General features: G+C 62.4%; 31 protein-coding genes. 16 read left to right on the top strand and 15 right to left on the bottom strand.

From position 1 onward, the window contains the following. Entirely contained in the window at positions 1-1,260 is a 1,260-nt protein-coding gene (gene nreA / locus OPC11_RS07895; protein ID WP_007978640.1) for a DNA repair protein NreA, read from the bottom strand. A 112-nt stretch (positions 1,261-1,372) separates the two neighbouring features. Then, on the bottom strand, positions 1,373-2,338 hold the full coding sequence (locus OPC11_RS07890) for a transcription initiation factor IIB (RefSeq protein ID WP_026177694.1): 966 nt from the start codon (positions 2,336-2,338) through the stop codon (positions 1,373-1,375). Positions 2,339-2,467: 129 nt separating this feature from the next. On the opposite strand from OPC11_RS07890, the gene rnhA reads away from it, so the two are divergent. Next, positions 2,468-3,061 (top strand): ribonuclease HI, encoded by a 594-nt coding sequence (rnhA, locus tag OPC11_RS07885; protein WP_264781537.1) that lies wholly within the window; start codon positions 2,468-2,470, stop codon positions 3,059-3,061. Further along, complete coding sequence (locus tag OPC11_RS07880) at positions 3,054-3,599, top strand: rnhA operon protein (protein ID WP_264781536.1); 546 nt, start codon at positions 3,054-3,056, stop codon at positions 3,597-3,599. Before rnhA ends, OPC11_RS07880 begins: the two co-directional genes overlap by 8 nt. Here the strand turns inward: OPC11_RS07880 and OPC11_RS07875 are convergent. Further along, positions 3,580-3,936, bottom strand: a complete 357-nt coding sequence (locus tag OPC11_RS07875) for a PadR family transcriptional regulator (RefSeq protein WP_007978646.1) — start codon at positions 3,934-3,936, stop codon at positions 3,580-3,582. The genes OPC11_RS07880 and OPC11_RS07875 overlap by 20 nt on opposite strands. Before the next feature lie 214 nt (positions 3,937-4,150). Here OPC11_RS07875 and OPC11_RS07870 point away from each other — a divergent pair, with 214 nt between their 5' ends. The 4 genes from OPC11_RS07870 to OPC11_RS07855 all read left to right on the top strand — a co-directional run bounded on the left by OPC11_RS07870 (position 4,151) and on the right by OPC11_RS07855 (position 8,312). Continuing rightward, on the top strand, positions 4,151-4,684 hold the full coding sequence (locus OPC11_RS07870) for an inorganic diphosphatase (protein ID WP_007978649.1): 534 nt from the start codon (positions 4,151-4,153) through the stop codon (positions 4,682-4,684). 174 nt (positions 4,685-4,858) lie between these two features. After that, on the top strand, positions 4,859-5,971 hold the full coding sequence (locus OPC11_RS07865) for a bifunctional oligoribonuclease/PAP phosphatase NrnA (protein ID WP_264781535.1): 1,113 nt from the start codon (positions 4,859-4,861) through the stop codon (positions 5,969-5,971). 66 nt (positions 5,972-6,037) lie between these two features. After that, positions 6,038-7,384, top strand: coding sequence for an alkaline phosphatase family protein (locus tag OPC11_RS07860; RefSeq protein WP_007978653.1), 1,347 nt, complete (start codon positions 6,038-6,040; stop codon positions 7,382-7,384). Between the two features lie 70 nt (positions 7,385-7,454). Next, complete coding sequence (locus OPC11_RS07855) at positions 7,455-8,312, top strand: EamA family transporter (protein WP_264781534.1); 858 nt, start codon at positions 7,455-7,457, stop codon at positions 8,310-8,312. A gap of 13 nt (positions 8,313-8,325) precedes the next feature. On the opposite strand, the gene OPC11_RS07850 is transcribed toward OPC11_RS07855, so the two are convergent. Then, positions 8,326-8,856: an SRPBCC family protein gene (locus OPC11_RS07850; protein WP_007978658.1), complete on the bottom strand. Its 531-nt coding sequence runs from the start codon at positions 8,854-8,856 to the stop codon at positions 8,326-8,328. Positions 8,857-8,958: 102 nt separating this feature from the next. Between OPC11_RS07850 and OPC11_RS07845 the strand changes: the two genes are divergently transcribed. Further along, positions 8,959-9,723: an FAD-dependent oxidoreductase gene (locus OPC11_RS07845; protein ID WP_264781533.1), complete on the top strand. Its 765-nt coding sequence runs from the start codon at positions 8,959-8,961 to the stop codon at positions 9,721-9,723. A 429-nt stretch (positions 9,724-10,152) separates the two neighbouring features. Here the strand turns inward: OPC11_RS07845 and sugE are convergent, their stop codons facing one another. Further along, the gene (gene sugE, locus OPC11_RS07840) at positions 10,153-10,476 is read right to left on the bottom strand and encodes a quaternary ammonium compound efflux SMR transporter SugE (protein ID WP_007978662.1); all 324 of its coding nucleotides are present in this window, start codon (positions 10,474-10,476) and stop codon (positions 10,153-10,155) included. A 96-nt stretch (positions 10,477-10,572) separates the two neighbouring features. On the opposite strand from sugE, the gene OPC11_RS07835 reads away from it, so the two are divergent. The 3 genes from OPC11_RS07835 to OPC11_RS07825 all read left to right on the top strand — a co-directional run bounded on the left by OPC11_RS07835 (position 10,573) and on the right by OPC11_RS07825 (position 14,835). Then, entirely contained in the window at positions 10,573-12,492 is a 1,920-nt protein-coding gene (locus OPC11_RS07835; RefSeq protein WP_264781532.1) for an ABC transporter ATP-binding protein, read from the top strand. A 33-nt stretch (positions 12,493-12,525) separates the two neighbouring features. Continuing rightward, on the top strand, positions 12,526-13,695 hold the full coding sequence (gene coaBC, locus OPC11_RS07830) for a bifunctional phosphopantothenoylcysteine decarboxylase/phosphopantothenate--cysteine ligase CoaBC (RefSeq protein WP_264781531.1): 1,170 nt from the start codon (positions 12,526-12,528) through the stop codon (positions 13,693-13,695). Between the two features lie 114 nt (positions 13,696-13,809). Beyond that, positions 13,810-14,835: a nitronate monooxygenase gene (locus OPC11_RS07825; protein WP_264781530.1), complete on the top strand. Its 1,026-nt coding sequence runs from the start codon at positions 13,810-13,812 to the stop codon at positions 14,833-14,835. A gap of 4 nt (positions 14,836-14,839) precedes the next feature. On the opposite strand, the gene mnhG is transcribed toward OPC11_RS07825, so the two are convergent. From mnhG to mbhE, 7 genes are read right to left on the bottom strand one after another with little or no spacing between them, the layout of a single operon-like run. Further along, a complete protein-coding gene (gene mnhG, locus OPC11_RS07820; protein WP_007978667.1) occupies positions 14,840-15,163 on the bottom strand; it encodes a monovalent cation/H(+) antiporter subunit G in 324 nt (107 codons plus the stop codon). Continuing rightward, positions 15,160-15,447, bottom strand: a complete 288-nt coding sequence (locus OPC11_RS07815) for a monovalent cation/H+ antiporter complex subunit F (RefSeq protein ID WP_007978669.1) — start codon at positions 15,445-15,447, stop codon at positions 15,160-15,162. The genes mnhG and OPC11_RS07815 overlap by 4 nt, the downstream gene beginning before the upstream one ends. After that, on the bottom strand, positions 15,437-16,027 hold the full coding sequence (locus OPC11_RS07810) for a Na+/H+ antiporter subunit E (RefSeq protein WP_007978671.1): 591 nt from the start codon (positions 16,025-16,027) through the stop codon (positions 15,437-15,439). The genes OPC11_RS07815 and OPC11_RS07810 overlap by 11 nt, the downstream gene beginning before the upstream one ends. After that, a complete protein-coding gene (locus OPC11_RS07805; RefSeq protein ID WP_264781529.1) occupies positions 16,024-17,601 on the bottom strand; it encodes a proton-conducting transporter membrane subunit in 1,578 nt (525 codons plus the stop codon). Before OPC11_RS07805 ends, OPC11_RS07810 begins: the two co-directional genes overlap by 4 nt. Next, positions 17,598-17,954, bottom strand: a complete 357-nt coding sequence (locus OPC11_RS07800; protein WP_007978675.1) for an NADH-quinone oxidoreductase subunit K — start codon at positions 17,952-17,954, stop codon at positions 17,598-17,600. Before OPC11_RS07800 ends, OPC11_RS07805 begins: the two co-directional genes overlap by 4 nt. Then, positions 17,951-18,412 carry an MnhB domain-containing protein gene (locus tag OPC11_RS07795; protein ID WP_007978677.1) on the bottom strand — a complete coding sequence of 154 codons (462 nt, stop codon included), beginning with the start codon at positions 18,410-18,412 and terminating at the stop codon, positions 17,951-17,953. The genes OPC11_RS07800 and OPC11_RS07795 overlap by 4 nt, the downstream gene beginning before the upstream one ends. Continuing rightward, positions 18,409-20,787, bottom strand: coding sequence for a hydrogen gas-evolving membrane-bound hydrogenase subunit E (mbhE, locus tag OPC11_RS07790; protein ID WP_264781674.1), 2,379 nt, complete (start codon positions 20,785-20,787; stop codon positions 18,409-18,411). The genes OPC11_RS07795 and mbhE overlap by 4 nt, the downstream gene beginning before the upstream one ends. A gap of 497 nt (positions 20,788-21,284) precedes the next feature. On the opposite strand from mbhE, the gene OPC11_RS07785 reads away from it, so the two are divergent. From OPC11_RS07785 to OPC11_RS07760, 6 genes are all read left to right on the top strand, one after another. Continuing rightward, entirely contained in the window at positions 21,285-21,689 is a 405-nt protein-coding gene (locus OPC11_RS07785; protein ID WP_264781528.1) for a type IV pilin N-terminal domain-containing protein, read from the top strand. 338 nt (positions 21,690-22,027) lie between these two features. Then, positions 22,028-22,594, top strand: a complete 567-nt coding sequence (hpt, locus tag OPC11_RS07780; protein ID WP_007978682.1) for a hypoxanthine/guanine phosphoribosyltransferase — start codon at positions 22,028-22,030, stop codon at positions 22,592-22,594. A 1-nt stretch (position 22,595) separates the two neighbouring features. Continuing rightward, positions 22,596-22,928, top strand: coding sequence for a hypothetical protein (locus OPC11_RS07775; protein ID WP_264781527.1), 333 nt, complete (start codon positions 22,596-22,598; stop codon positions 22,926-22,928). Positions 22,929-22,982: 54 nt separating this feature from the next. Then, complete coding sequence (locus OPC11_RS07770) at positions 22,983-23,234, top strand: hypothetical protein (RefSeq protein WP_264781525.1); 252 nt, start codon at positions 22,983-22,985, stop codon at positions 23,232-23,234. A 7-nt stretch (positions 23,235-23,241) separates the two neighbouring features. Next, positions 23,242-23,769: a hypothetical protein gene (locus OPC11_RS07765; RefSeq protein ID WP_264781524.1), complete on the top strand. Its 528-nt coding sequence runs from the start codon at positions 23,242-23,244 to the stop codon at positions 23,767-23,769. Between the two features lie 6 nt (positions 23,770-23,775). Next, positions 23,776-23,988: a hypothetical protein gene (locus OPC11_RS07760; protein WP_007978686.1), complete on the top strand. Its 213-nt coding sequence runs from the start codon at positions 23,776-23,778 to the stop codon at positions 23,986-23,988. Here OPC11_RS07760 and OPC11_RS07755 read toward each other — a convergent pair. From OPC11_RS07755 to OPC11_RS07745, 3 genes are read right to left on the bottom strand one after another with little or no spacing between them, the layout of a single operon-like run. After that, on the bottom strand, positions 23,985-24,242 hold the full coding sequence (locus tag OPC11_RS07755) for a hypothetical protein (protein ID WP_007978687.1): 258 nt from the start codon (positions 24,240-24,242) through the stop codon (positions 23,985-23,987). The two genes, OPC11_RS07760 and OPC11_RS07755, sit on opposite strands and share 4 nt — an antisense overlap. Positions 24,243-24,282: 40 nt before the next feature. Beyond that, positions 24,283-24,762 carry a hypothetical protein gene (locus OPC11_RS07750; protein WP_007978688.1) on the bottom strand — a complete coding sequence of 160 codons (480 nt, stop codon included), beginning with the start codon at positions 24,760-24,762 and terminating at the stop codon, positions 24,283-24,285. Further along, complete coding sequence (locus tag OPC11_RS07745) at positions 24,759-25,253, bottom strand: hypothetical protein (RefSeq protein WP_264781523.1); 495 nt, start codon at positions 25,251-25,253, stop codon at positions 24,759-24,761. The genes OPC11_RS07750 and OPC11_RS07745 overlap by 4 nt, the downstream gene beginning before the upstream one ends. Between the last annotated feature and the right edge of the window lie 55 nt (positions 25,254-25,308).

Genomic DNA, 25,308 nt, shown 5'->3' with positions numbered 1-25,308 from the left:
TCACGGGGCGAAATCCGAGAGGTTGGCCTGCACACCGGAGACCATCTCGGATTTCCTGCGGAGGGAATTCATCGAAATCGGGAGTTGCGGGACGATTTCCCGAACTGCCCCGTGGAACGATTCCGCCTCCCCGAACCGACCGTCGAAGGCGTTTCTGACGCTCTCGCGCACCTGCCAGACGCCGACGGGTGCCCAGTAGTCGTCGCTGACCTCGCGGAGGACGAGGGCCTTGGCCTGTCGGCCGATGTCTTCGAGGTGTTCCAGCACGCCGAGTCGCGAGGCGTAGTACGCTCCGGCGGTTTCATCGACGTAGCTCGTTCTGCCTTCGTATCCCTCGTGGGCGCTTCCCATCCAGATGTCGCCGGTCGGCGAGGGGTTCCAGATGCTTCCGGGAGCCTTCATCTCCACGAGTTCGAACTCCCACTGCCCCGGCGCGAGGATGACCCAGTAGCGGTTGCCCATGTACTCGTTCACCCACACTTGCGTCTCGTCGATGCTCGGCGCGTTGCGGATGCGTCCGCGGAGGTATTGTCCCACCGTGTCGTCTACGGCGGTAATCGACCAGCGCGTCGGGACGAGTTTCCGGTTCTGCCCCTGACCCAACGCCCCCGCCGAGAGGATGGTGTTGATGTCGTACACGTCGAACCCGCGGCGGTACAGGTAGTTCATCGCGCCTTGGGCCTGCCAGTCGTCGTCTTCGAGCGTCTTCTTCACGGCGCGGGGAACGTGCGGGTTCTCGGTCAAATCCGCCGAGGACGCGCGGGCCGTCGGGCCGGTCGGCGTGGCGATGTCGTCCACGTTCACGTCCAAGTCGAGTTTCTCGGTCAAGCCGATTTCCACGTCCACCGGGCGGTCGGCGATGGCGATTTCGCGCTGGACGCCGACGAACCCGTCCCACACGTCGTCCACGTTCACCTTCGCGGAGCGGTTCGAGTTCAGCAGGCCGGTCCGGTACTGGAGGACGTTATCGATGCCGAGGCCGCGCTGGTACCAATCGCCGCTGGTGGCGAACTCCGCGGCGTTCTCCTCCGCGCCGACCGGCGAGAGGATTCCCGTCGAGACGTTCGGGTAGGACGACCGGCCGACGAACACCGAGGGCGAGGTACTTCCGAAGAGCGAATCGCCCTGCGCCACCTCGGAAAACCGGTCCTCGAAGTCGTCCACGTAGTCCAGAATCTCGTAGGACTTCTCCTCGGCCAGACGGCGGCGGCGCTCCTCCTCGTCCGGGCGCAAATCGTCGATATACTCGTCCAACCGCATCCACGGAACGTAGGGAAGCGAGGGGCTTCAACGTTCGGCAATCGGACGGAAACGGCCGCCGGGAACGCGCTGGCTGTCGCTCGAACGGGACAAAAACGGAAGGATGACGCGGTTAGCTGTGGATTCCCATCGCTTCTATCTGTTCCTGATACCGGTTGCGGATGGTGACCTCCGTCACCTGTGCCACGTCGGCGACTTCGCGTTGCGTCTTCTTCTCGTTGCACAACAGTGAGGCGGCGTAAATCGCGGCGGCGGCGTAGCCGGTGGGCGATTTACCGGACAACAATCCCTCTTCGGCGGTGGTTTCGATGATGTTGTTGGCCTTCGACTGCACCTCTTCGCTGAGTTCGAGTTCAGAACAGAACCGCGGAACGTATTTTTTCGGGTCGACCGGTTTCATCTCCAGACCGAGTTCTTGGGAGATGTATCGATACGTTCGTCCGATCTCCTTTCGTTCGACCCGCGAAACCTCGGAGATCTCCTCCAGACTTCGTGGAATCCCTTCCTTTCGACAGGCGGCGTACAGCGCGCTCGTTGCCACGCCTTCGATGGAGCGACCACGGATGAGGTCCTCCTTGAGTGCCCGTCGATAGATAACCGATGCGACCTCTCGTACCGACCGCGGGACACCCAGCGCGGATGCCATGCGGTCGATTTCGGACAGGGCGAACTGGAGGTTTCGCTCGCCCGCGTCCTTCGTTCGGATGCGCTCCTGCCACTTACGCAGGCGGTGCATCTGACTGCGTTTCTTGGAAGAAATAGACCGACCGTAGGCGTCTTTGTCCTTCCAGTCGATAGTGGTCGTCAATCCCTTATCGTGCATCGTCTGCGTCGTCGGCGCTCCCACGCGCGACTTCTGCTGTCGTTCCTGATGATTAAAAGCACGCCACTCCGGGCCGGGGTCGATCCGTTCCTCCTCGACGACCAACCCACAGTCGTCACAGACCAGTTCGGCACGGTCGGTACTTTTGATCAACGTTTCGGACCCACATTCAGGACAAGTACGCTCTCCCTCTCGTTCGTTCGCCGTTTGCTCCCCTTCGAGTTGGCGCTCCCGCTGGCGAGTGGACCGTGTCATCGCACTTTTATAGTAGTAACTCCCAAACATTTAAACCCTTGGGCAAAACCTATATATATCTGACACACGCTCACATATCACTCCCGCGAGACCGGAACCTGTTTACTCGAACACGGACGAGTGTCGGCAATGCCAGTCATCGAGTGTGACGTGGACGAGGCACGCCGGACGCTCGCCGACGCCGGGGTCATCGTCTCGGACGGCAAATCCGAGTACGAAGAGTGGCGGGCGAGACACGGCGACGCCGTCGCCATCGCATACGACGACAAGCTCGTGATTCAGGGGGCGAATCCACAGGACATCGAGGCGATTCTTCGAGATGCGGGGGGGCACGCCTACCTCTACTTCGACGGTGCCAGTCGCGGAAATCCCGGCCCGGCCGCGACCGGGTGGGTCATCGTGACGAGCGATGGAATCGCCGCGGAGGGCGGAACGAGAATCGGACGCGCGACGAACAACCAAGCCGAGTACGAGGCGCTCATCGAGGGGCTCGAAACGGCCCGCGACTACGGTTTCGACTCCGTGGATGTGAAAGGAGATTCCCAGCTCATCGTCAAGCAGGTGACGGGTGCGTGGAAGACGAACAACCCCGAACTCCGCGAGCGCCGCGTTCGCGTCCGGGAGCTGTTGGAGGAGTTCGACAAATGGTCCCTGAAGCACGTTCCGCGAGAGGTAAACGAACGCGCGGACAAATTGGCAAACGAGGCGTTAGACAATGGCTGAACTGCCGGACGACACGGTTTCGGAGGCGGAACGATTGACCCACCTCGCGCGTGACCGCGAGGGCGAAGAGGCGGAGCAATATCGTACGGAACGGACGCAGCTGCTCGAAACCCACGGTTTCGTCGCACGGATTCGGGAAGAGGACACCAGAACCGTGCTGGTCCTCCATCCCGAGGAGTGGGTCGAGGACGGAACCATTCGCGTCGAGCGAATCGAGGACACGGACCGCGCGGTCGAAATCCCGCTGACGGGCGCTGGCGACCCGGACGATTGGGACGAAATCGACGAGCACAACCGCGCCGTTGCGGCGCGAGTTCGAGAGGAATACGGCGACGTCCACGGCGCGAACGCCGAGGCCTTCGCGGACTTCATGGGCAATCACTACGCGCGACCCGTCGAGTCGGCGACGAACGACGAAGTGGACGAATTTCTGACGGAGTACTTCCCGCGGAATGCGTGGCCGACTTCGGAACAGAAAAAAACGGTAAAAGAATCGGTCGAACTCGTGTTCGAGTGCGTTAGTCGGACTGCTCGATGAGTGCGCGGACCTTTTCGGCACGCGCGTCGTCGGTGATGAACTTCGAGAGCGACCACGCGAACGCGTCTTCGACGGCTTCGAGACCGGCTTGGGTCAGACCGTACTGGTTGGTCCGCTTGTCGAGTTCGCTCTTCTCGACCAGTCCGCGCTCGACCAGCGTGTCGAGGTTGGGGTACAGGCGGCCGTGGTTCACTTCCTCGTCGTAGTAACTTTCGAGTTCGCGCTTGATAGCGAGCCCGTACATCGGTTCCTCGGTGAGGACGATGAGGATGTTACGCTGGAACGCGGTGAGGTCGCGAGCGGTACTGCTTTCGGTGAGTGTTTGTGCCTCTGACATTGGCTTTGACACGACGAAATATGTAACCGAGATATTTAACCCTTCTCAAGTTTCTTGGTGTTTCTCCGTTCTTTCGTTCGATTTTAATACCCAACTGCCACTCATGGATTGCGGAAGGGTGTCACACTTATGAGTGGTTTCACGGGTACGAGTCACTTGTTTACACCCATGCCGAAAGGACTTTTTGGTCTTCCCGTCGAGTTCCAAGCGACCCATGACGAATCTCTGGGAAGACCTCGAAACGGGGCCGAACGCTCCCGAGGAAATCTACGCAGTTGTCGAGTGTCTCAAAGGCGACCGGAACAAGTACGAATACGACAAGGACATCCCCGGTGTCATGCTGGACCGCGTGCTCCACAGCAACGTCCACTACCCCGGTGACTACGGGTTCATCCCGCAGTCGTACTACGACGACGAAGACCCGTTCGACGTGCTCGTGCTCGTCGAGGATTCGACGTTCCCCGGCTGTGTCATCGAGGCCCGCCCCGTCGCCATGATGAAGATGGACGACGACGGCGAACAGGACGACAAGGTCATCGCCGTCCCCATCGAGGACCCACGCTTCGACCACATCGAGGACGTCGAGGACATCCCGCAGCAGACGAAGGACGAGATCGACGAATTCTTCTCCACCTACAAGAACCTCGAAGCCGGAAAGGAAGTCGAGACGCTGGGCTGGGAGGACAAACAGGCGGCGTACGACGCCATCGAACACTCCCAAGAGCTGTACGACGAAAATTTCAACTAGATTCCATAGTCCGTTCAGCTTTTCGAACAGTTCCCGACTTTTTTGGAACCGCTGAAACCCGTCGATTACCGGCCGATTACGTCCGAATTCGTTACTTCTGGAACCAACCTCACATAAAGATGCCATAGAATACACCCGAAATTATATACGAGTGGAAGGAGCTATGCGTTAGCAATGCTCGCCGGATTCGTCGCCGAAAACATGCCAGCGGTCGCCACTGCCGTTCTCTTGCTCCTCTCCGGCGGCGGCGTGCTGTACGCCGTTCAGTTTCGGTCGTGGGGTGGCACCGAGAACCCGGAATCGGCCGGGTCGCTCCGGAAGGTCGTCGCCGGACAGAACCGCGTCGCGCTCGTCGTCCCGGAAAGCCCGAGTATCGACTCCTTGGCGGCGGCGGTCGGGGTACAAGCCCTCTGTAAGGACTGGGGCGTTGCGGCGCGAATCGCGGCGGAGGGCGAGATAACCGGCGAGGACAGCAAGGCGTTCTGCAACATCTTCGATATCGACGTGACGATTCTCGACGAAAACGGGGAAGGACTCCCGAACTGCGACGGCGGAATCGCAATCGGCGGCGGCGGTGCGGTTCCCCGACTGGCGAACAACCCCCCGGTCGTCGGCGTCATCCGGCACCGACCGACCGCGGAGGAGAACATCCTCACGATTACGCGCACGGACGACGGCGCGACATCGACGGTCGTGACCGAACTCGTGCGCGACATGGGATTCGTTCCCGACCAGCGCGTGGCGACCGCGCTGTTGTACGGTATCCGCGCCGGAACCCGCGAGTTCCGGCGGGCCAACGGGTCGAACGACTACGACGCCGCCGGGTTCCTCCACGCCTACGCCGACCTCGGGCGAATCGAGGAGTTGCGCTCGCCGGGCGTCAGCAGCGACACCTTCGACGTGCTCGGCGAGGCGATAGCGAGTCGGGAACGACGGGCGAGTTTCGCCGTGGCGAACGTCGGCGTCGTCCCCTCGGTGAGCGCGCTGGAGGAGGCCGCTGATTCGCTCCTGCGACTCGAAGGCGTCTCGACGGCCGCCGTGTTCGGCCTCCACGAGGAAACCATCGTCATCTCCTGTCGCGCGGAGGACGTCCGAACCAGCGCGGAGGATATCCTGACCGGCGCGTTCGACGCGAGCGAGACGACGGGCGGGAACGCGGACGCCGCGACCGCTCGGGTGTCGCTCGGCATCTTCGCACGGGTCGATAGCGAGCACACGAACACGCTGGACTCGCTCATCGACACGAGCACCCGGAAGGCGTTGTTCACCGCGTTCGAAAGTTCGTGAACGAAAACTTGAGAGGTTGTAGCATGGAAACGAAGGTTCTTGTAGTCGCCTGTGGTAGAGCGGCGTATGGGTCTATTCGATAGGCTCCGTGGAGACGACGCTCCGCGGGTCGCCTTCTTCGGCATCGACGGCGTGCCGTACAGCTTCCTCAAGGAAAACGCCTCGGAGTTCCCGAACATCGCATCGCTGGCGAGCGAGGGGAGCGCCGGAGCGATCGACAGCATCGTGCCGCCGGAGTCCTCCGCCTGCTGGCCAGCCCTCACGACGGGCGTCAACCCCGGAAATACGGGTGTGTACGGGTTCCAAGACCGCGAAAACGGTTCGTACGACACCTACGTCCCGATGGGACGCGACGTGCAGGCGACGCGCGTCTGGGACCGCGTGACCGACGCGGGCCGCGACGCGACGGTGATGAACGTCCCCGTCACGTTCCCACCGCAACGGAACGTCCAGCGCATGGTTTCCGGATTCCTCTCGCCCGGCGTCGACAAGGGTGCCTACCCCGACGAGATGCGGAACTACTTGGAGTCCATCGACTATCCCATCGACGCGAACGCGAAGCTGGGACACAAGGACGACAAATCCGAGTTCATCCAGAACGCACACGAGACGCTCGAAACGCGCTACGAGTCGTTCCAGCACTACATCGACCAGGACGACTGGGACCTCTTTTTCGGCGTCTTCATGACGACCGACCGCGTGAACCACTTCCTGTTCAAGGATTACGAGGAGGACGGCGAGTACAAAGAGGAGTTCATCGAGTTCTACAAAAAGCTCGACGAGTACCTCGGGAAACTCCGTGACTCCCTGCCGGACGACGTGACGATGATGGTCGCCAGCGACCACGGTTTCACCAGCCTCAACTACGAGGTTCACTTCAACTCGTGGCTCGAACAGGAAGGCTGGCTCTCCTACGAGGACGACGACCACGAGGAACTCGGCGACATCAGCGACGACACCGATGCCTACTCGCTCATTCCGGGTCGGTTCTACATCAATCTCGAAGGCCGCGAACCGCGCGGTAGCGTCCCGCAGGACGAGTACGAGGAGAAGCGCGCCGAACTCAAAGAGAAGCTCGAAAACCTCGAAGGGCCGGACGGCAACAAGGTCTGCTGGCGCGTCGTGGAGAAAGAACAGGCGTTCGACGGCGACCACGAGGACATCGCACCCGACCTCGTCGCCATCCCGAACCACGGCTTCGATTTGAAGGCCGGATTCAAGGGCCACGACGACGTGTTCGGCGTCGGGCCGCGCAACGGCATGCACAGCTTCGACAACGCGACGCTGTTCGTGGACGACCCGAACGCACGAATCCCGGAGGACACGGACCTCCTCGACATCGCCCCGACCATCCTCGACCTGATGGAACTCGACTACCCGTCGAGCGAACTCGAAGGGCGTAGCCTGGTCTGAAACCGGTCGCGTCGCGGTCGATTCACCGCTTTCGAATCTCCTTTATCCGCAAGCGAGAAATCTCGGTCGAATGAGCGACCGCCTCGGAACCGCGTTGGTCATCGTCTCGGCCGTCGGGTTCGGTACGCTGGGAATCCTCGGCAAGCTTGCCGCGGGCGCGGGGCTGTCGATTCCGACCGTGCTGTTCTTCCGGTTTGTACTCGCCACCGCGTTGGTGTGGGCGGGCCTCGCGGTGCGCGGACGACTCCGACGGTTTTCGGGACGGACCCTGCTCGTCGGCCTCGGTCTGGGCGCGCTCGGCTACGCGGCCATGAGCGGACTCTACTTCTGGGGCCTCTCGTTTCTGACCGCCGGACTCGTCGGCATCCTGCTCTACACCTATCCCGTCATCGTCGTCGTGCTCTCCGCGCTCTTCCTCGACGAGCGCATCACGCGCCGAACCGGCGTCGCGCTGGTTCTCGCCTTGGCGGGCGTCGCGCTCATCACGGGCGGCGACCCGGCCGGTGCCGACCCGCGCGGCATCGTCGTCGTCCTCGCCGCCGCGGTGGTGTACGCGAGCTACATCACCGCGAGCAGGGTCGCGCTGGACGCCGTGCCCGCTGACCTGCTCACGGCCCACGTCCTCCCCGCGGCGGCCTGTGCGTACCTCGTCTACGGTTCGGCGACGGGGACGCTCTCGGTCCCGGATTCGGGGAGCCAGTGGCTCATCGTCGCGGCCATCGCCGTGCTCGCAACCGCGCTGCCCATCTTTACTTTCTTCGCGGGACTGGGCCGCATCGGGGCGAGTCGCGCTAGCATCGTCAGTACCATCGAACCCGTCGTCACGCTCCTGCTCGGCGCGGCGATACTCGCCGAACCGGTGACGCCGGTGACGGTGCTCGGCGGCGCGTCGGTGCTCGCCGGGGTCCTGCTCGTACAGGCCGAGTGAGTCGATGCGAAAATCAGACGGCGTTGGGTTTCTCGTGGATTTCGAGGTCGACTGGCCGCGGTTCGCCCTCCAAGTCCGTGACGATGCGTTCGACGACCTTTTCGGCCTCCGAGAGCACGAGCGGTTTCACCTTGCCCACGACCCACCCGAGCGAGACGAACGCGGGGAGGTTGAGCATCCCCGAATCCGCCGAGTCGGCGTCGAAGTGGATGGAGAGCCACACACGGGAGGCGGTCTCCTCGCCCTCCGGCGCTTCCTCCGGGACTTCCTCCACGCGCCAGTGTCCGTGGGCGTGAATGTCCTTGATTATCTTCCAGTCGATGCGGTTCGGTGGGTCGAGTTCCGTCACCTCGGAGCGGACGGTGTACCGAACCTTCCACCACTTGAGGTGAATGTCGTACTCGGTTCCCGGCCCACCGTCACCCTCGTGCGTGACCTGCGTGAGGTGTTTCGAGTAGTTCGCATAGCCCGGAAAGTCGAGCAGGAACTCGTAGGCCTCCTCCGGCGGCACGTAGACGACGGTACTGAGTTCGAGGTGGTCCACGCGTTTCGATTCTGTTCGACTGAAAGTAAACATTCCGGCGAGGTACCTGCACGAACGTACCCAATCCAGTCGTTTATACCACCGCACCGACAACCTCCGACCATGACGGACTACGACGTACTCATCATCGGCGGTGGCGTCGCGGGCCTCTCCGCGGCCACGTTCACCGCTCGCGCCGACCTCGACACGCTGGTCGTGAACGACGGCGTTTCCATCCTCTATCGAAACGCGATTCTGGAGAACTTCCCCGGATTCCCCGCCGGAATCGACTCGCGGTTGTTCTCCCTGATGCTCCAAGAGCAGGCCGAACGCGCCGGGTCCGCGCGCCTCGACGCGAAGGTCTCGGACGTACACCGCGCGGACGACGGCGCGTTCGTCGCGGAAATCGACGGTGGGAGCAACGATGGCGGCGAGGACGGCGACGGGACGATTTCCGCCGAACGGGTCGTCGTCACCTCGTGGTCGGACGCCTCGCACCTCGACGGACTCGACCTCGACCTCGAAGACTCGGGGAGCAAGCGCTACGTCCCGGTGGACGACGACGGCCGAACCGACGTCGAGGGCGTCTACGCCGCCGGACGAATCGCCGAGCAGTACCACCAAGCCATCGTCTCGGCGGGCCACGGGTCGCAAGTCGGCATCACCGTCGTCCACGACGCCAACCCCGACTTCTACCACGACTGGGTGACGCCGGAGGGCTACTTCACCAACCGCGACCGCGAGGTCCCGGAGGGCTGCGAGGAGATTTCGGAGGACGAACGCCAGCGCCGCGCGCGGAAGGCCCACGACCGTCTTCGAGACTATCTGGAGGAGTGGGAGGACGAGCGCCCCGTCCCCCACCCGAGTTTCGTCGAGAACATGAACTGACCCGAGTCGGACGAGAAGAAGGGATTTCGGCGGAGATACAGTCGTGAAGAAGTCTTCGAGGACTCCCACGAGACGAATTTTTTGAGGGCGCTACACGTACGTGATTACGTTTTCGAAAGCCCCCACCACGCTCGCTACGTGTTGCAGTTGCGAGCGACTGAATCGAAACTACTGAGAAGCAGACCTCGAAAGCCCCCGCCACGCTCGGTGTCAGAAGATTCTGTTGTCGCTGTGACTACAACTACCGAGCGGCAATGAATTTCCGCACCGCGACCGCAACCGCATCAGCCACACCCTCCCCAGCCGATTCCTTCGCATTCGCTCAGTCATCCACTCGCACGCTTCACCGGAACGACGCGGCCACGCTCGGCCGCGTCGTCCCGCCAGCGCGCGCCGGGGGTGTTCGGTTCCTTTCGACGAGTCCACATCTCAGTGCCCGCCGGAGGAGAGGTGCAGGCCGACGATGCCGACGACGATGACGCCGATGAAGGCGACCCGGAGGAGGTCCGCGGGTTCGTCGAACAGGACGATGCCGAGCGTCGCGGTACCAACCGCGCCGATGCCCGTCCAGACGGCGTAAGCGGTCCCGACGGGGAGCGTCTGGAGGGATTTCGCCAGCAGCGCCATGCTGACGACGAGCGCGACGACGGTGGCGACGGAGGGCCAGAACTTCGAGAAGCCGTCGGAGTACTCCAATCCGATGGCCCACGCGACTTCGAACACCCCGGCGACGATGAGCACCTTCCACGACATGGGTGGATTCTCGGGACGGGCGAACGCTATGTCTTGCGTTTCCCAGTCTGCCGAAACCCGTGGCTCTTTATGAATCCCTTTTGAAGCGTTCACGAAATGAGCGCCGACGAGGTGGACCCGGACGAGTTGGGCGAGTCAGTGGAGCGGCCGATGGTTCGGCTGTTCACCGAATACGGCGGCGACCACCTCCACTGGTTCGCCATCGGGTTGGCGACGAGCATGGCCGCCAGATTCCTCTCGCTCGTCCCGCCGCTCGTCCTCGGCGTCGCGCTGGACGCGGTGTTCTACAGCAAGCGGGCGTACACCCTGCCGCTCCTTCCGGACGCGTGGATTCCGACGACGCGGATGGACCAGTTCTGGTTCTCGGCGGAAATAATGGGCGTTTCGATGGTCCTCGCCGCGGTCTGCAACTTCGCCCGCTCGTCCAGCCTGAACCTCTTCTCCCATCGCGTCAAACACGAGGTTCGGACGGCGACGTATCAGTGGATGCAGCGCCTCGACATGACGTTCTTCGACGACCACAAGACCGGGGAACTCATGAGCATCCTCAATAACGACGCCAACCGCCTCGAACTGTTCCTCGACAACATGATGGGGAGTGCCATCCAACTGCTCGTCCTCATCATCGGCATCGGATATCTTCTCTTCACCATCAACCCGCAGTTGGCGCTCGTCACGCTCTCCATCATCCCCGTCGCGGCCCTGTTCACGTGGTGGTTCATGAAGCGCGTCGAGGCGTTTTACGCGGACGTTCGGTCGTCGGTTGGAGACCTGAACACGCGACTGGAGAACAACCTCGGCGGTATCGAGGTCATCAAAACCTCCGGAACCGAGTCGTTCGAAGACGAGCGCGTTCGGAGCGCCTCCTACGAGTATTTCAAGCGCGACTGGCAGGCGCTCCGGATGAACTTCGTCTACCGTCCCGGCATGCAGTTGCTCACGTCCGTCGCCTTCGCCGCCACGTTCGTCGTGGGGGGACTGTGGTTCCTCACCGACCCGCCGCTCGGGTTTTCGGGCACGCTCTACGTCGGCCAACTCGTCACGTTCCTCCTGTTCACCCAGCGCATGGTCGAACCGCTCACCCAGATGAGCGAGGTGGTGGACCGGTACGAGGATGCGAAGGCATCGACCAAGCGCATCTTCGGCCTGCTGTCGATTTCGCCCGACATCACGAGCGGTCCCGGTGCGGTCGAACTGGATTCGATTCGGGGCCGCGTCAAGTACGACCACGTGGACTTCGCCTACGAAGACGGCCAAGAGGTCCTCTCCGACGTGACCTTCACCGCCGACCCCGGCGAGACGGTGGGTCTCGTCGGTCCGACGGGGGCCGGGAAGTCCACGATTTGCAAACTCCTCCCGCGCCTCTACGACGTGACGGGCGGCGAGATTCGCGTTGACGGCCACGACGTGCGCGACGTCACCGTCGAGAGCCTTCGGGAACACATCGGCTACGTCGGACAGGACACCTTCCTGTTCGACGGGACGGTGCGGGAGAACATCGCCTACGGCGCGTTCGACGCGACGGACGACGAAATCGAGGCGGCCGCGAAAGCCGCCGAAGCGCACGAGTTCGTCACCAACCTGCCCGACGGCTACGACACGCGGGTCGGCGAGCGCGGCGTGAAACTCTCGGGCGGTCAGCGCCAGCGCATCTCCATCGCGCGGACGATTCTCGCGGACCCCGAACTGCTCGTGTTGGACGAAGCGACGAGCGCGGTGGACACCGAGACGGAGATGCTCATCCAGCGCAGTCTCGATAGGTTGACCGAGGACCGAACGACGTTCATCATCGCCCACCGCCTCTCGACGGTGAAGGGCGCGGACACCATCCTCTCCATCGAGGACGGGAGAATCGTGGAACGCGGCACCCACGAACGACTGCTCGACGGCGACGGCCTCTACGCCGACCTCTGGCGGGTGCAGGCCGGGGAAATCGACGCCCTCTCCGATGAGTTCGTCGCGGAGGCGACCCGGCGGGCGAGCGCGAGTCGGACGAGCCAAGGGTCGAACCAGTGACCTTTTTCGGGCTACCGCGCCCACTACCGGGTAATGCTGACCGGAGTGAACGTGGCGTTGGGGGTGACGGGAAGTATCGCGGCGGTGAAAGTGGTCGAACTGGCACACGAACTGCGGAGGCGCGGCGCGAACGTCCGCGCGGTGATGTCGGGGAGCGCGCAGGGAATCATCCACCCGTGGGCGGTCGAGTTCGCCACCGAGAATCCGGCCGTGACCGAAATCACCGGACGGGTCGAACACGTCGAACTCTGTGGCCGCGATGGGTGGGCTGACGTCCTCCTCGTCGCCCCGGCCACGGCGAACACCGTCGGGAAAATCGCCGGCGCGGTCGACGACACGCCGGTCACGACGTGCGCGACCACCGCGCTCGGTGCCGACGTTCCGGTCGTCATCGCACCCGCCATGCACGAACCGATGTACGACCACCCCGGCGTCCTCGACGCCATCGAGCGCGTCGAGTCGTGGGGCGTCGAGTTCGTCTCTCCGCGAATCGAGGAGGGAAAGGCGAAAATCGCCACCGAGGACGCCATCGCGCTCGACGTCGCCCGCGCGACGACGCCGGACCTCCTCGACGGAAAACACGTCGTCGTCACCAGCGGCGCGACGAGCGAGGAGGTCGACCCCGTTCGCATCCTGACGAGCCGCGCCTCGGGGAAGACGGGGCGGGCGGTCGCCCGCGCCTGCTACGTCTACGGAGCCAGCGTCACGCTCGTTCACGACGGCCCCGGCGTCCCCTACGCGACCGTCGAGCAAGTCGAGACCAGCGCCGAGATGCTCGACGCGGTGGAGCAACACGTCGACGGACTCCCGGCGGACGCCCTCGTCTCCGTCGCCGCCATCAGCGACTACACCGCCGACGGTGCCGACGAGAAAATCCGGTCCGGGAAGGACCTCACCCTCGATTTACGGCCGACGCCGAAGCTCATCGACACGGTTCGTGACGACCACCCCGACCTCCCCATCGTCGGGTTCAAGGCCGAGACCAGCGGCGACGACGACGCGATGGTCGCCGCCGCCCGTGAGACACTCGAACGAGCGAGCCTCTCGTTCGTCGTCGCGAACGACGCCAGCGTGATGGGCGAAGACGAAACCAGAACCCTGTTCGTCCGCGAAAACAGCGTTCGGGAGTACGGCGGGAGCAAGGCGGAACTCGGACTCCACGTCGCGGAAGAGCTCGCCCGGGAGATGACGGACGACACGTAGCGACCGTGGACGGGGACGATCTCCGAAACCGGTAGATTTCCCCGTCGAGAGAACCAGCAGACTGCCACGGTCGCCAGAACCATGGGCCCGCCGTTCGTGGTGCGAACTGTTGCTATGGCAGGGCTCTCGACACCGCTCACCGACGCGCTCGGAATCGACGTTCCAATCGTGCAGGCCCCCATCGGAAGCGCGACATGTCCTCCGCTCGTGACCGGCGTCGCCGACGCGGGTGCGCTCGGTATGCTCGCGGTGACGTGGTGTGACGAATCCACTACCCGCAAACTGCTCGCGGAAATAGAAACCGGAACCGACGGCCGGTTCGGGGTCAACATCGTCGCGGACGAATCCGCGTCGGAGTTCTCAACGGACGCCCACGTCGAAACCTGCCTCGACGAAGGTGTGGATATCTTTTCCTTCTCGTTCGGCGACGCCGCACCGTTCGTGGACCGAATCCACGCGGCGGATGGAACGGTCCTTCAGTCCGTCGGCAGCGCCGAGCAAGCGCGAAATTCGGTCGCAAACGGCGTCGATATCGTCGTCGCACAGGGTTGGGAAGCGGGCGGCCACGTTCAGAGCGACGTCGCGACGATGCCGTTGGTTCCCCGCGTCGCGGACGCGGTTCCCGACACGCCGGTCGTCGCTGCTGGCGGTATTGCGGACGGACGGGGAATCGCGGCCGCCCTCTCGCTCGGCGCGGACGGCGCGTGGCTCGGAACGCGGTTTCTCGCTACGAAGGAGGCGAACGTCCACCGCACGTATCGAAGTCGCGTCCTCGAAGCGAACGAGACGGAGACAGTCCACTCCACCCTGTTCGACGACGGCTGGCCGGACGTTCCCCATCGAGTCATCGAGAATTCGACCGTCGAGGAGTGGATGGCCGCGGGCGAGCCGGAAACCGACCGACCGGGAGACGGGGATATCGTCGCGGAAGCCGCGGACGAACACCCCGTCCGCCGATACGAGGACTCGCTCGCTGTTCCCGGCATGGACGGTGACGTGGAAGCCCTCCCGCTCTACGCGGGGCAGAGCGTCGGGGTGACCGAGACGGTCCGCTCGGCGGGCGAACTGGTGTCTTTGTTGGCCGAAGAAACGACGGACGCCCTCGAACGGGTGAACGACTACCGAACGGCGAGCGAGTAACCGACTACTCGTCGCCGGGCCATTCGGCGTCGCCGAAGAACTCGATGCCCATCTTCTGGGCGGAGCGAGAAATCATGTGCGCGCCGGTCGGCGCGGTGAGGAACAGAAAGATGATGCCGACCAGCGAGGTGAGCCCGGCACCTTCCGGGCCGTAGTAGACGAATCCGGCGAGCAACAGCGAAGCCGAGCCGAGCGTCGTCGCCTTGCTGGTCGCGTGCATCCGGTTGTACACGTCGGGGAGTCTGATGAGGCCGACCGTGCCGACCACGAGGAAGAAACTCCCGACGGCGATGAGCAGCGTGATGAGGATTTCCTGAACGAGGTTCATTTGACGATATCTCCTTCGATGACGTACTGCGAGACCGCGATGGTGCTGATGAACCCGATGATGGCGAGGACGAGGCTCACCGTGACGAACAACCCTTCGCCGGTTTGGAGTGCGTACAGGGCCGCGATGGCGACGACGTTCGTTGCGATGGTGTCGAGCGCGACCACTCGGTCGGGAACCGTCGGCCCTTTGATGACGCGGTAGCCCGCGAGCAGGGTCAGGCCGCTCGCGATGACGAGGCCGACCTGCACGGCGAGGGAGAATATCGCGGGGTCAGTTGCCACGCTTGACACCCCCTTCGGTCGGTTCGCCGCTCGCGTGGGCCATCGGAAGGTCCGGAACCGGGTCGCCGGGTTTCCCCTCCTCGTCGAAGATGACGAGGGCGTAGTCCTCCCACGTTCGAATCGGGTCGACGATGCCGTCCGTGTCCGTGGCGTCGATGCTGTGTACGTAGAGCGCGTTCGTCTCCTCGTCGTAGTCCATTGTTATCGTCCCCGGCGTGAGGGTGATGCTGTTTGCGATGGTCGTAATCGCCCCGTCCGTCTGCACGCGGAGCGGTACGACCACGACGCCCGGTTCGATGGGCATGCTCGGCAACAGGACGCGGTAGGCGACGTCGATGTTCGCCAGGATGAGGTCCTTGATGAACACGACGATGTACAACCCGGCGTAGGGGAGCGCCTGCACGGTTCGAGTGAGGTTCATGTCCAGGGTGTAAAACCGCCGGAACATGAACGCGATGAGCATCCCGAAGGCGAGTCCGATGAGGAACTCGCCGATTATCCGCGTCGGTTCGAGCGCGACCCCGCGAACGAACAGCCAGAGGACCGCGAGGACGACGCCGATGACGGGCCACTTCTTCATGCGGCCCCACCTCCGAGCACCGCTTGGATGTACTCCTGTCTGTGAATCGCGGCACCGGCCGCCGCCTCCGCCGCCCGAAGCACGGGGTCGAACCCGATACCGACGAGCAGGACGAGGGCCGCGAGTCCGGCGAGGACGACCACGCCGGTCGGCTTCGCGCCGTTCTCGACCATCGGACTCACCGCGCCCCAGAATCCGCGGTTCCAGGCCCGCGAGAAGTACGCGATGGTGAGAATCGCGCCGAGCAACGCGATGGCGAGCGCGACGGACGCGCCCGCGTCACCCGCGGTACGGAAGACGAGGAACTTCCCGAAGAAGCCCGAGAGGGGCGGTATCCCGATGAGCGAAAGCGCCCCGACGAAGAACACGGCCGACAGGACCGGTTCCTTGCGGGTCAGCCCTCCGAGGTCGGCAAAGCGCGTCGAACCGACCGACGAGAACACCGACCCCGAGGCGAGGAACAACAGGCCCTTCGCCAGTGCGTGGTTCAGCGAGTAGATGAGCGCCGCCGTGACCGCGAGAATCTGTATCTCTTCGCTTCCCGCAGTCGCGCCGATTGCGAGCGGCAGGACGATGAACCCGACCTGTCCGATGCTGGAGTAGGCGAGCAACCCGTCGATGTCGTCGCGGCCGACCGCGCCGAGGCCGCCGAGCAGGATGCTCGCCGTCGCCATGATGAACATGACGGGGGCGAAAAAGCCCAGCGCGGACGTCCCGGACAGACCGGGTAGGCCCAGTCCATCCGGAATCGACAGCCACGAGAAGACGGTGAAGTACAGCCTGATGATGGCGTAGATTCCGACCTTCTTCACGACGCCCGCGAGCATCGCGGACACCGGCGCGGGTGCGGCGCTGTACGCCGGGGGCACCCAAAACTGGAACGGTGCCAGCCCGGACTTCAGCGCGAACACCGTGAACAGGAGCGCCGATAGACCCAACACGGGAAGCGGAGTGATACTGTTCGCCGCCGGGTTGGCGAGTCGGTGCGCCAAGTCGGCCATGTTGAGCGTCCCCGTCGTCGAGTAGATGCCGCCGATGGCGAGGAGCATGACCGCGCTCCCGATGAGGTTGAGGACGACGTACTGGAGCGCCGCGCGGGTGTGCTGTGGCCCGCTGTAGAACACCACCAGGACGTAGCTCGACATGAGCATTACCTCGAACCAGACGAAGAGGTTGAAGATGTCGCCCGTGAGGAACGCACCGCTCACGCCGACCAACATGAAGTGATACAGCGGGTGGTAGGAGAGCCGCTGACCGAACTCGTCCACGTACTGCACCGAGAAGACCAGCGCGGCGAACGAGACGATGGCGGCGAGTCCGAGCATGAACACCGAAAGCGGGTCGGCGACGAGCGTGATGCCGAACGGTGCGGGCCAGTTACCGAGTTGATACGGGATGGTTCGCGCCGCGCCCAAGGGGTCCACGTCGGTCCAGAGCAACGCGACGACGGCGACGTACGCCGCCCCACCGAGGACGCTGACGCCGCGCTGGACGGTCGAATACCGTCGAACGACGAGCGTCAGAATCGCCGTCACGAGCGGGACGAGCAGCGGTTCGATGACGAGTTGATTCATGTGGAATCACCCAATTCGTTGAGGTCGATAGTGCCGTGTTCTTGATAGACGCGATACGTCAAGACGAGCGAAAACGCCGTCGTCCCGAAGCCGATGACGATGGCCGTCAGGACGAGCGCCTGCACGACCGGGTCGGTGATGTGACCGCCGCCGTGGCTCCCGTGGCCGAAAATGGGGACGCTTCCGCCGAGTTTGCCCATCGTCACCAGATAGACGTTGGCGGCCTGACTGATGATGGTCACTCCCCAGATGACGCGAATCACGTCCCGTCGGAGGACGAGGAACGTCCCGAGGGAGAACAACACCCCGAGAACTATCGCGAGTATCAACTGGGGGTTCACGGCTTCGCTCATTCGGAACCCACCACCGAGAGGATCGTCAGGAGCGAGCCAACGACGACGAAGTAGACCCCCGTGTCGAAGGCCACCGCGCTCGCCACCTCGAACTCCGTGTAAATCGGGAAGTGGAACACCTCGTAAGTCTGGTTCATGAAGGCGTCACCGAAGGCCATCGCAACCAGACCGCTTCCGGCGGCGAGCGCCAATCCGAACGCGAACAGGGTCCGGTAGTTCTCGACGATGCCGTGTTGAAGGTGTTCTATCGGCCCGCGAACGAGTCGGTGGAATATCTCCTCTTCGAGGAAGTCCAACCCGTAGACGATGTAGATGAGGGCGAACGCCGTCGTCGTCAGGACGCCCGCGATGAATCCGCCGCCGGGGTGGTTGTGTCCCTGCAACATCAACGCGACAGACGTGAGGAAGATGAGCGGGACGACGGTGCGTGTAACCGTCCGCGTGATTATCGTCGTCATTGGGTTTCACCTCGTTCCCGCATGGCGATCAGCGTCAACACCGAGAGTGCGGCCATTGCGACGACGGAGATCTCGCCCATCGTATCGAAGCCACGGAAGTCCACCAGAATGACGTTGACGATGTTGTGACCGCCCGCCTCTTCCACCGTCACGCCGTAATCGAGGAAGGTCTGTGCGATGGAGTTGGCGGGGTCCGCTACCGTCGTGACCAACACCGTAACGAAGACGGTCGTTCCGACCGCCAGCGAGAGGACGCCGTCCCGAACGGCGCGACTGCGTTTTATCTCGCCGTAGAACGTCGGTAGCCGGTCCAAGACGAGCAGGAAGATGACGAGCGTCAGCGTCTCGACGACCAACTGCGTGAGCGCGAGGTCCGGGGCGTCGGCGAGAATGTAAAATATCGCCACCATGAACCCGAGAATCGAGAGCGTAAGCACGCCCGAGATGTGGGACGGGGCGATGCTGACCGCGAACGCGCCGACGACGGCGACGCCGAGAACGAGTGCGAGCGAGGGCGTCATACCCGCCGCGAATCCGAAACTCGGGAGGGCGACGCCCGCCGCCGCGTAGCCGCCGAGCGCGAGGAGCGTCACCGCCGTCAGCGACCACGTTGCGTAGGTTCGAAGCAGGCCGGTCTGGACGTGCGGAATCGTCTCGACGCTCGCGTCGTTCAGGCCGTACACCGCGTTGTCGTACCACCAGTTCGCGCGAAGGGGATTGACCGTGAGCAGGCGGTTGATGCCCCGGTGGAGGTCGTCGTAGTACTGATACGCGACGAGTCCCACGGCGATGGTTATCGCGCTCATGGTCGCGGCCGGCGTGACCGACGTCGGCAGGTGGTAGCTGAAGTGGACCGCTTCGGCGGCCTCGGCGTGTGCCGCGGGCGGAAGGGTGCTTTCGACCACGCTTCCGACGAAGCCGTTGAGCGCCGACGGCGCGATGCCGAACGTGTCCGTTACGCCGCCGAGTCCGATGAGCGCCGCGATGGTTCCGAGGATCGCCGGGGGAACCAACATCGTCAGCGGCGGCCGATGCACGTGACCCAACCCCTTCGGTTTCTCGCCGAAGAAGAGCATCAGGAACCGTATCGAGTAGAGGAAGGTGAAGATGCTCCCGAAGACGGCGACGACGGGGAACAGCCACGCGAGGCCGCCGTGGACGTGCGCCGCGTGGTAGGCCGACTCGAAGAGGAACTCCTTCGAGTAGAAACCGTTGAACGGCGGCACGCCCGCCATCCCGAGGGCCGCGACGACGGTGATGGCCGCCGTGATAGGTAAGTCACGCCACAGCCCGCCGAGATGCTTTATTTTCCGCGTTCCGGCCTCGTGCGCGATGATACCGGCGACGAGGAACAGCGCGGCCTTGAACATCGCGTGGTTCAGAATGTGGAACGCGCCCGTCTCGGCACCGTACTCGGAGGCGAACCCGAATCCGGCGACGATGAGGCCGAGGTGGCTCGCCGTCGAGTAGGCCAGCAGTTCCTTGATGTCCGTCGCCGCGACGGCGAGGATGGCCGTAATCGTCATCGTCACCAAGCCGAGTACCGCGAACAGCAACATCCAGTCGGGGATGACGTGCACTCCCTCGGGAAGGAACAACGGCCGGAATCGCCCGATGAGGTAGACGCCCGCCTTGACCATCGTCGCGGAGTGGAGGAACGCCGAAACCGGCGTCGGCGCTTCCATCGCGTTCGGCAGCCAGATGTGAAGCGGGACCTGTGCCGATTTCGCCGCCGCGCCGACGGCGATGAGCGCGAGCGCGGGAACGAACAGTCCCGCGGCGTGGAGTTGCTCGTTCGTCATCGCCGCGTTTTCGGGTGAGAGGATTCCGCTCGGCCCGAACATCGCGAACGTCCCCGCGACGTGGTTGATGAGAAGGAACCCGATGAGCATGAACAGCCCGCCGGACACGGTGATGAGCATGGATTTCCGAGCGGCGTACTGCGACGACCGCCGGTCCGTGTAGTGGCCGATGAGGATGAACGACGAGAGGCTCGTCAGTTCCCAGAAGACGAACAGCGAGATGAGGTCGGCCGAGAAGGCGACCCCAAGCATCGACCCCATGAAGGCCAACAGCGCGGTGTAGTACTTCGCCTTGCCCGGTTCGCCGTGCATGTACCCACCCGAGTAGGTGAGGATGAGCACGCCGACCCCGCTGGCGAGGAAGCCGATGAGCAAGGAGAGTCCGTCCACGTAAAACTGGAGCGAAACCCCGAGCGAGGGAATCCACTGGTAGGAAACCGAGCCGCTCGTGCCGAGTTGGCTTGCGACCATCCCAAAGCACGCGAGCGCGACCGCCGCCGCGTAGTAGGCGGTCCGCTCGCGGAGGACGCGGTAGACGAGTGGGGTCACCACCGCTGCCGCGAAGGGAAGCATCACCAGCGCAAGCACAACAACGGCTGTCGGGTTCGATGGTGATTGCACACTCGGAATTGGCGATGGACCTACCTTAACAGTTCTCAAAGCGTGTGGTCCTTGCGGGTATCTCCTTCCGACGCGTCGGGAGGAAACAGCGATTTCGAACCGTGCGGACACGCCCACCATGATGGACGACGCGTTCGAGGTGGGTCGATGTCGTTATCTCCTCCTGAATCGAAAAGTGCCACTCAGAAATATATCTCTCAGTCGTTGCTTTCAGGCATACATTCAATTTTACGAGAACTATCATAGTCTTTTGAATGGACATATACAGCCATATCTTTATTAGGTAAGAGTAGCAAAGCGTCTTATAACGCGCATACCGTCCGAAAAAAGCAAATAGAAATCAGGTTCGTAACTATCCTGTATCAGACATTTGTGCACAATTATCGGAATGCATACGTACCGAATTGCGTTCGGACGGTGCGACCGCGCGTCGAAGGAGAAACCAAAACATGACACTCAAAGAAACAGTCAGCGCGAAGCTGTCCGAAACACGAGCCGTAAGTCCCGTTATCGGCGTTATCCTCATGGTCGCCATTACGGTCATTCTGGCGGCCGTCATCGGAACGTTCGTGATGGGTCTGGGGAACAACGTGAGCAAGAATGCACAAGCAGGTGTGTCGTTCGACCAGAACGCCACAGCGGTCGATATTCAGTTGACATCGATGGGCAATGTAAACGATGTGGCTAGCTTTTCGCTCAATGCGACTGGTTCTTGTAGTGATATATCTTCTGCATCCTTTAACGATGTGGGAGATATTGTTACTACAACGGATTGCAGTGCAGGAGACAAGATAACTGTTACCGCAAGTATTGACGGTGAGAAAAACGTCATCGCCACTTACACATCTAACTGAAGGGACTGATTTCCTTTATTTTATTTTGGACATATTTGGTATGCGTTGAACAGGTTCTCATTTTTGAAAACCTGAATCCCTTCTCGGGAAAAGGATGGAAACAAATCGAACCCTGCTGGGGTAGGGTAGGGGGGTTGGCAATCGATTTGTCGCGGGTCTCTCCCACCCGCATTTCTTCGGAGGAGGTACAGTGTAAAAGTTGTACGCCTTATCCGGGGTGAAAGTGAACGAGCGGGACTGAGGGCGTAATACGCCACTGCTAGGAACTGCCACCCATCCCGTCGGACGTTGCGAGCGCGATTCCGGCATCTTTTACTGATGGACTGAATACCCCCATCATGGACCAGTTGAAGGAGTCGCTTTTGGAAGCCCCGATCATCGAGAAAGACGGCTATCATTACTTCGTCCATCCCATCAGCGACGGGATTCCGATGCTCGAACCGACGCTTCTGCGCGAAATCGTCATCAAGATCATCCGCAAGGCTGACTTGGAGAACGTCGATAAAATCGTCACCCCCGCGGCGATGGGGATTCACATCTCGACCGCCGTGTCGCTGATGACCGACATCCCGCTGGTGGTCATCCGCAAGCGTCAGTACGGACTCGACGGGGAAGTCTCGCTGTCCCAGCAGACGGGCTACTCGGAGAACGAGATGTTCATCAACAACGTGGACGAGGGCGACCGCGTGCTGCTGCTGGACGACGTGCTCAGCACGGGCGGAACGATGAAGGCCGTGACTCAGGCACTCGAATACATCGGCGCGGACGTGGTGGACGTGTGTGCCGTCATCAAGAAGGTGGGCGCGAACGAGTTGGACGACACCGACTACCAGGTGAAGACGCTCATCAACGTGGACGTACAGGACGGAGAAGTCGTCATCATCGACGAACACGGCGACGGATAACATGTTCTCCCGCCAGTTCCTCTCGATGGTTTCGTCGACGACGCTCGTGATTGGCGCGTTGCTCGTGGGCGACGCCATCCACGGGTCGGTCGTGCTGGGGGCGTACGGAGTGACGTCGCCCGCGTTCGTCCTTCGGTTACTTCCCGGTCTCGCGTTCATCTGGCTGGGATACACCCTGCGCGAGCACCACGAGGAGTTTCTCAACTCGTACTTCGCGGGGCGGGAGGCGGCGGCGAGACCCGACGACGGTGGAGAGGAGTTCGACGAGCGGATGTCCCCGCTCTCGGACGAGAGCATGGCGAACCTCGAAGCCCGCGAGCGGGAACGAGAATAAAAGCGAGTGAACTCATTGCAGAACGTTTATGCTTGTGCCCCATTAGCACAAACCATGGCGTTGAAGACTAGCGTCCCGAAGTCGTTGCGTGGTCCGATTGGGCTGCTGTCGATAATCGTCGCTCTGCTCGGAGCCGTTATCGGCTACATTTTCCTCCTGTTCGGACTATCGCTGTATTTCAAGCTGGTTCCACAGATGAGCGAGACGATGACGCAGAGCGAATCGCTCGTCGTCATCGTGACCGGTATCGTCGTCTTCGCGGTCGGCTACGCTGGCTGGCGTGGATTCCACTACTTCGCGTACTAACGAACGTATGGATATTCGAAACCATCCTGACGCCCCCGACTTCGAGGACCTCCAAGACCTCCTCATCGAACCCGTTTCGCGGTCCGAAATCGAAGCACGTCGAGACGACGGCGACGTACTCGTCGAGGACAACGTTCGGGAACGAGAGGACCTAAACGTCGTCGCGTACCTCAGCGGCGACCCGGACGCTGCCGAGACCGACAATATCGGCGTTCCGCTGTATCGACTCGTCCAACTGTTCGGCACACCACAACTGCCCGAACTACAAGCTGGCGAAGATATCAGCGGCCGGACGGATGCTACGTTCAAATATCTCTTTCGGGTGACGCATAAGGGGACGCCCGGTGAACTACCGACGGAGTGGCTCATGACGATTCACGATTCACACGTCAGGTTCGCTGCCAGCGTCGCCGAATGGCGGGATGCGGAGACCGAATTCACCGCCGACTCGAAACTCGCGCTGACGACCTACGCGCTCGCCCTCGAACTCGTCCTCGAACCGGTCGAGTGCGTCTACGAGGGCTTGCGCTTCTGAACCATCATGGACGACCTCGGAAATCGGCTCTTTTACTGGATGTCCGACGAGGCCAACCTATCGTTGCTGTTGTTCCTCGTCGTCGCACTGCTTGGGGGGTCGAGTCTCGTCCTGTTCGTCGTCTCACGTCAGCGGTCGGCAACGCAGTTGGAGTTCGTTCTCCTCGTCTCCGCGATGGTCGTCATGTTCTACATGACGCTTCGCAACAGCACGTTCTAACGGGTCAGAACGTGCATGATTGCGAACACGAGCGCTATCGAGCCGACGAGTAGTCCCGCAAACACCGGAATGATGGCACCGTAGGAGTACAGCCCGTACCAGTGTCCGGCGTACGTTAACACGATGAACGACGGAACGGAGAGGATGAAAAAGAGCGACGAGAGGTAACTGGCTAACGTCGGGTCGTCGCCGTGTTTTGCGAAGGTACCCCGCTCACGAACTGAACGCTCCCGGGTTGGTACGTCTTTCGACACGAACGCACCTACCGATGGACGGGACAAAACCCTCACGGTTTCACGTTGACACGTACGCACCGACCGTCAACGCGGAGAGATACGCACCGAGATACACCGCACCGTAGACGATGATCGCGGCGACAACGGCGGTTCCCGTCAGTTTCGGAAGCAGGATGTCACGAGCACCGGACGTGTACGGTAGAATCCAAAGCGGTGCGACCCACGACCCGACCAAGGTAATAGCCCCGACGAAGAATCCCACGAGTCCGACACGAATGCTTTCGTGCAGATCGTACGCCACGAGATGAGCGAACACGCCCGAGAGGGCGAGCGGGACGAGGACGAACACGGGGTCTATCGAAACCGTCATCATGTCCGCTAAGCTGTACGTGAAGGCGGCCATCCCACCGATGACACCGACGGTCACGCTTTTCCCGAGGAACGCGAGCCGTCGCCGATAGACGCTTCCGTGGCGGCGGTCGGTCGTCCATCCGTTGGTTTCCGTCTCGGAGTTCCCGCCCGTTTCCGTCTCCGTCATCGCTCCGACCCTCCGGTGTTGACCGAGACGTGTATTCCCTTCTCCCCGATTCTCCCGCGGAGGTTGCCGGAAAACGTCGCGGAGTCGGAGCGTATCGCTCGTTTCGCTCGTGCAGTGCGGTCGGGATCCAAACCTATTTCGACCTGTAACGTTACCGTCTCCTTCGCGGGAACGGTCGTCTCACCGAACGGTGTCGTCGTCCCGTCCGTCAACTGCGTCTCACCGTCGTAGACGTGTATCAAGCCGCTGTAAAACACGATATCCCGTCGCGTCGGGTTGTGAATGGTGAGCGTCGTCGTGAGGTGCTGTCCACCGTCGGTCACGGTCGCCCCCGATGTCGTTACGTCGACGGAACCGACGTTCATAGCTGCGATGTGTCCTACCATGGTCGGGACGAACAACCACGCCGTAACGAGGGCGGTGAGGAGGACGGCAGCCACGAGGAGGGGCCGCTCCGGTCGAAGTGCGGAGCGAGCGGTTGGATTTGACATTAGATAGCACTTGGTATGAATGTCATTGCCGTAAGGGTTTCCGTTTCTAACAAAA

It is taken from the genome of Haladaptatus sp. T7, from assembly GCF_026008575.1.
GTDB classification, from domain to species: Archaea; Halobacteriota; Halobacteria; order Halobacteriales; family Haladaptataceae; genus Haladaptatus; species Haladaptatus paucihalophilus.
The sequence above is the reverse complement of the archived record's forward strand: the minus strand, read 5'-3'. Positions and strand labels throughout refer to the sequence as shown.

Bases quoted from the DNA above. Each gene is read 5' to 3' on its own strand.
- nreA (WP_007978640.1), bottom strand. From the start codon at position 1,260: ATGCGGTTGGACGAGTATATCGACGATTTGCGCCCGGACGAGGAGGAG.
- OPC11_RS07890 (WP_026177694.1), bottom strand. From the start codon at position 2,338: ATGACACGGTCCACTCGCCAGCGGGAGCGCCAACTCGAAGGGGAGCAA.
- rnhA (WP_264781537.1), top strand. From the start codon at position 2,468: ATGCCAGTCATCGAGTGTGACGTGGACGAGGCACGCCGGACGCTCGCC.
- OPC11_RS07880 (WP_264781536.1), top strand. From the start codon at position 3,054: ATGGCTGAACTGCCGGACGACACGGTTTCGGAGGCGGAACGATTGACC.
- OPC11_RS07875 (WP_007978646.1), bottom strand. From the start codon at position 3,936: ATGTCAGAGGCACAAACACTCACCGAAAGCAGTACCGCTCGCGACCTC.
- OPC11_RS07870 (WP_007978649.1), top strand. From the start codon at position 4,151: ATGACGAATCTCTGGGAAGACCTCGAAACGGGGCCGAACGCTCCCGAG.
- OPC11_RS07865 (WP_264781535.1), top strand. From the start codon at position 4,859: ATGCTCGCCGGATTCGTCGCCGAAAACATGCCAGCGGTCGCCACTGCC.
- OPC11_RS07860 (WP_007978653.1), top strand. From the start codon at position 6,038: ATGGGTCTATTCGATAGGCTCCGTGGAGACGACGCTCCGCGGGTCGCC.
- OPC11_RS07855 (WP_264781534.1), top strand. From the start codon at position 7,455: ATGAGCGACCGCCTCGGAACCGCGTTGGTCATCGTCTCGGCCGTCGGG.
- OPC11_RS07845 (WP_264781533.1), top strand. From the start codon at position 8,959: ATGACGGACTACGACGTACTCATCATCGGCGGTGGCGTCGCGGGCCTC.
- sugE (WP_007978662.1), bottom strand. From the start codon at position 10,476: ATGTCGTGGAAGGTGCTCATCGTCGCCGGGGTGTTCGAAGTCGCGTGG.
- OPC11_RS07835 (WP_264781532.1), top strand. From the start codon at position 10,573: ATGAGCGCCGACGAGGTGGACCCGGACGAGTTGGGCGAGTCAGTGGAG.
- coaBC (WP_264781531.1), top strand. From the start codon at position 12,526: ATGCTGACCGGAGTGAACGTGGCGTTGGGGGTGACGGGAAGTATCGCG.
- OPC11_RS07825 (WP_264781530.1), top strand. From the start codon at position 13,810: ATGGCAGGGCTCTCGACACCGCTCACCGACGCGCTCGGAATCGACGTT.
- mnhG (WP_007978667.1), bottom strand. From the start codon at position 15,163: ATGAACCTCGTTCAGGAAATCCTCATCACGCTGCTCATCGCCGTCGGG.
- OPC11_RS07810 (WP_007978671.1), bottom strand. From the start codon at position 16,027: ATGAAGAAGTGGCCCGTCATCGGCGTCGTCCTCGCGGTCCTCTGGCTG.
- OPC11_RS07805 (WP_264781529.1), bottom strand. From the start codon at position 17,601: ATGAATCAACTCGTCATCGAACCGCTGCTCGTCCCGCTCGTGACGGCG.
- OPC11_RS07800 (WP_007978675.1), bottom strand. From the start codon at position 17,954: ATGAGCGAAGCCGTGAACCCCCAGTTGATACTCGCGATAGTTCTCGGG.
- OPC11_RS07795 (WP_007978677.1), bottom strand. From the start codon at position 18,412: ATGACGACGATAATCACGCGGACGGTTACACGCACCGTCGTCCCGCTC.
- mbhE (WP_264781674.1), bottom strand. From the start codon at position 20,787: ATGCTTCCCTTCGCGGCAGCGGTGGTGACCCCACTCGTCTACCGCGTC.
- OPC11_RS07785 (WP_264781528.1), top strand. From the start codon at position 21,285: ATGACACTCAAAGAAACAGTCAGCGCGAAGCTGTCCGAAACACGAGCC.
- hpt (WP_007978682.1), top strand. From the start codon at position 22,028: ATGGACCAGTTGAAGGAGTCGCTTTTGGAAGCCCCGATCATCGAGAAA.
- OPC11_RS07775 (WP_264781527.1), top strand. From the start codon at position 22,596: ATGTTCTCCCGCCAGTTCCTCTCGATGGTTTCGTCGACGACGCTCGTG.
- OPC11_RS07770 (WP_264781525.1), top strand. From the start codon at position 22,983: ATGGCGTTGAAGACTAGCGTCCCGAAGTCGTTGCGTGGTCCGATTGGG.
- OPC11_RS07765 (WP_264781524.1), top strand. From the start codon at position 23,242: ATGGATATTCGAAACCATCCTGACGCCCCCGACTTCGAGGACCTCCAA.
- OPC11_RS07760 (WP_007978686.1), top strand. From the start codon at position 23,776: ATGGACGACCTCGGAAATCGGCTCTTTTACTGGATGTCCGACGAGGCC.
- OPC11_RS07750 (WP_007978688.1), bottom strand. From the start codon at position 24,762: ATGACGGAGACGGAAACGGGCGGGAACTCCGAGACGGAAACCAACGGA.
- OPC11_RS07745 (WP_264781523.1), bottom strand. From the start codon at position 25,253: ATGTCAAATCCAACCGCTCGCTCCGCACTTCGACCGGAGCGGCCCCTC.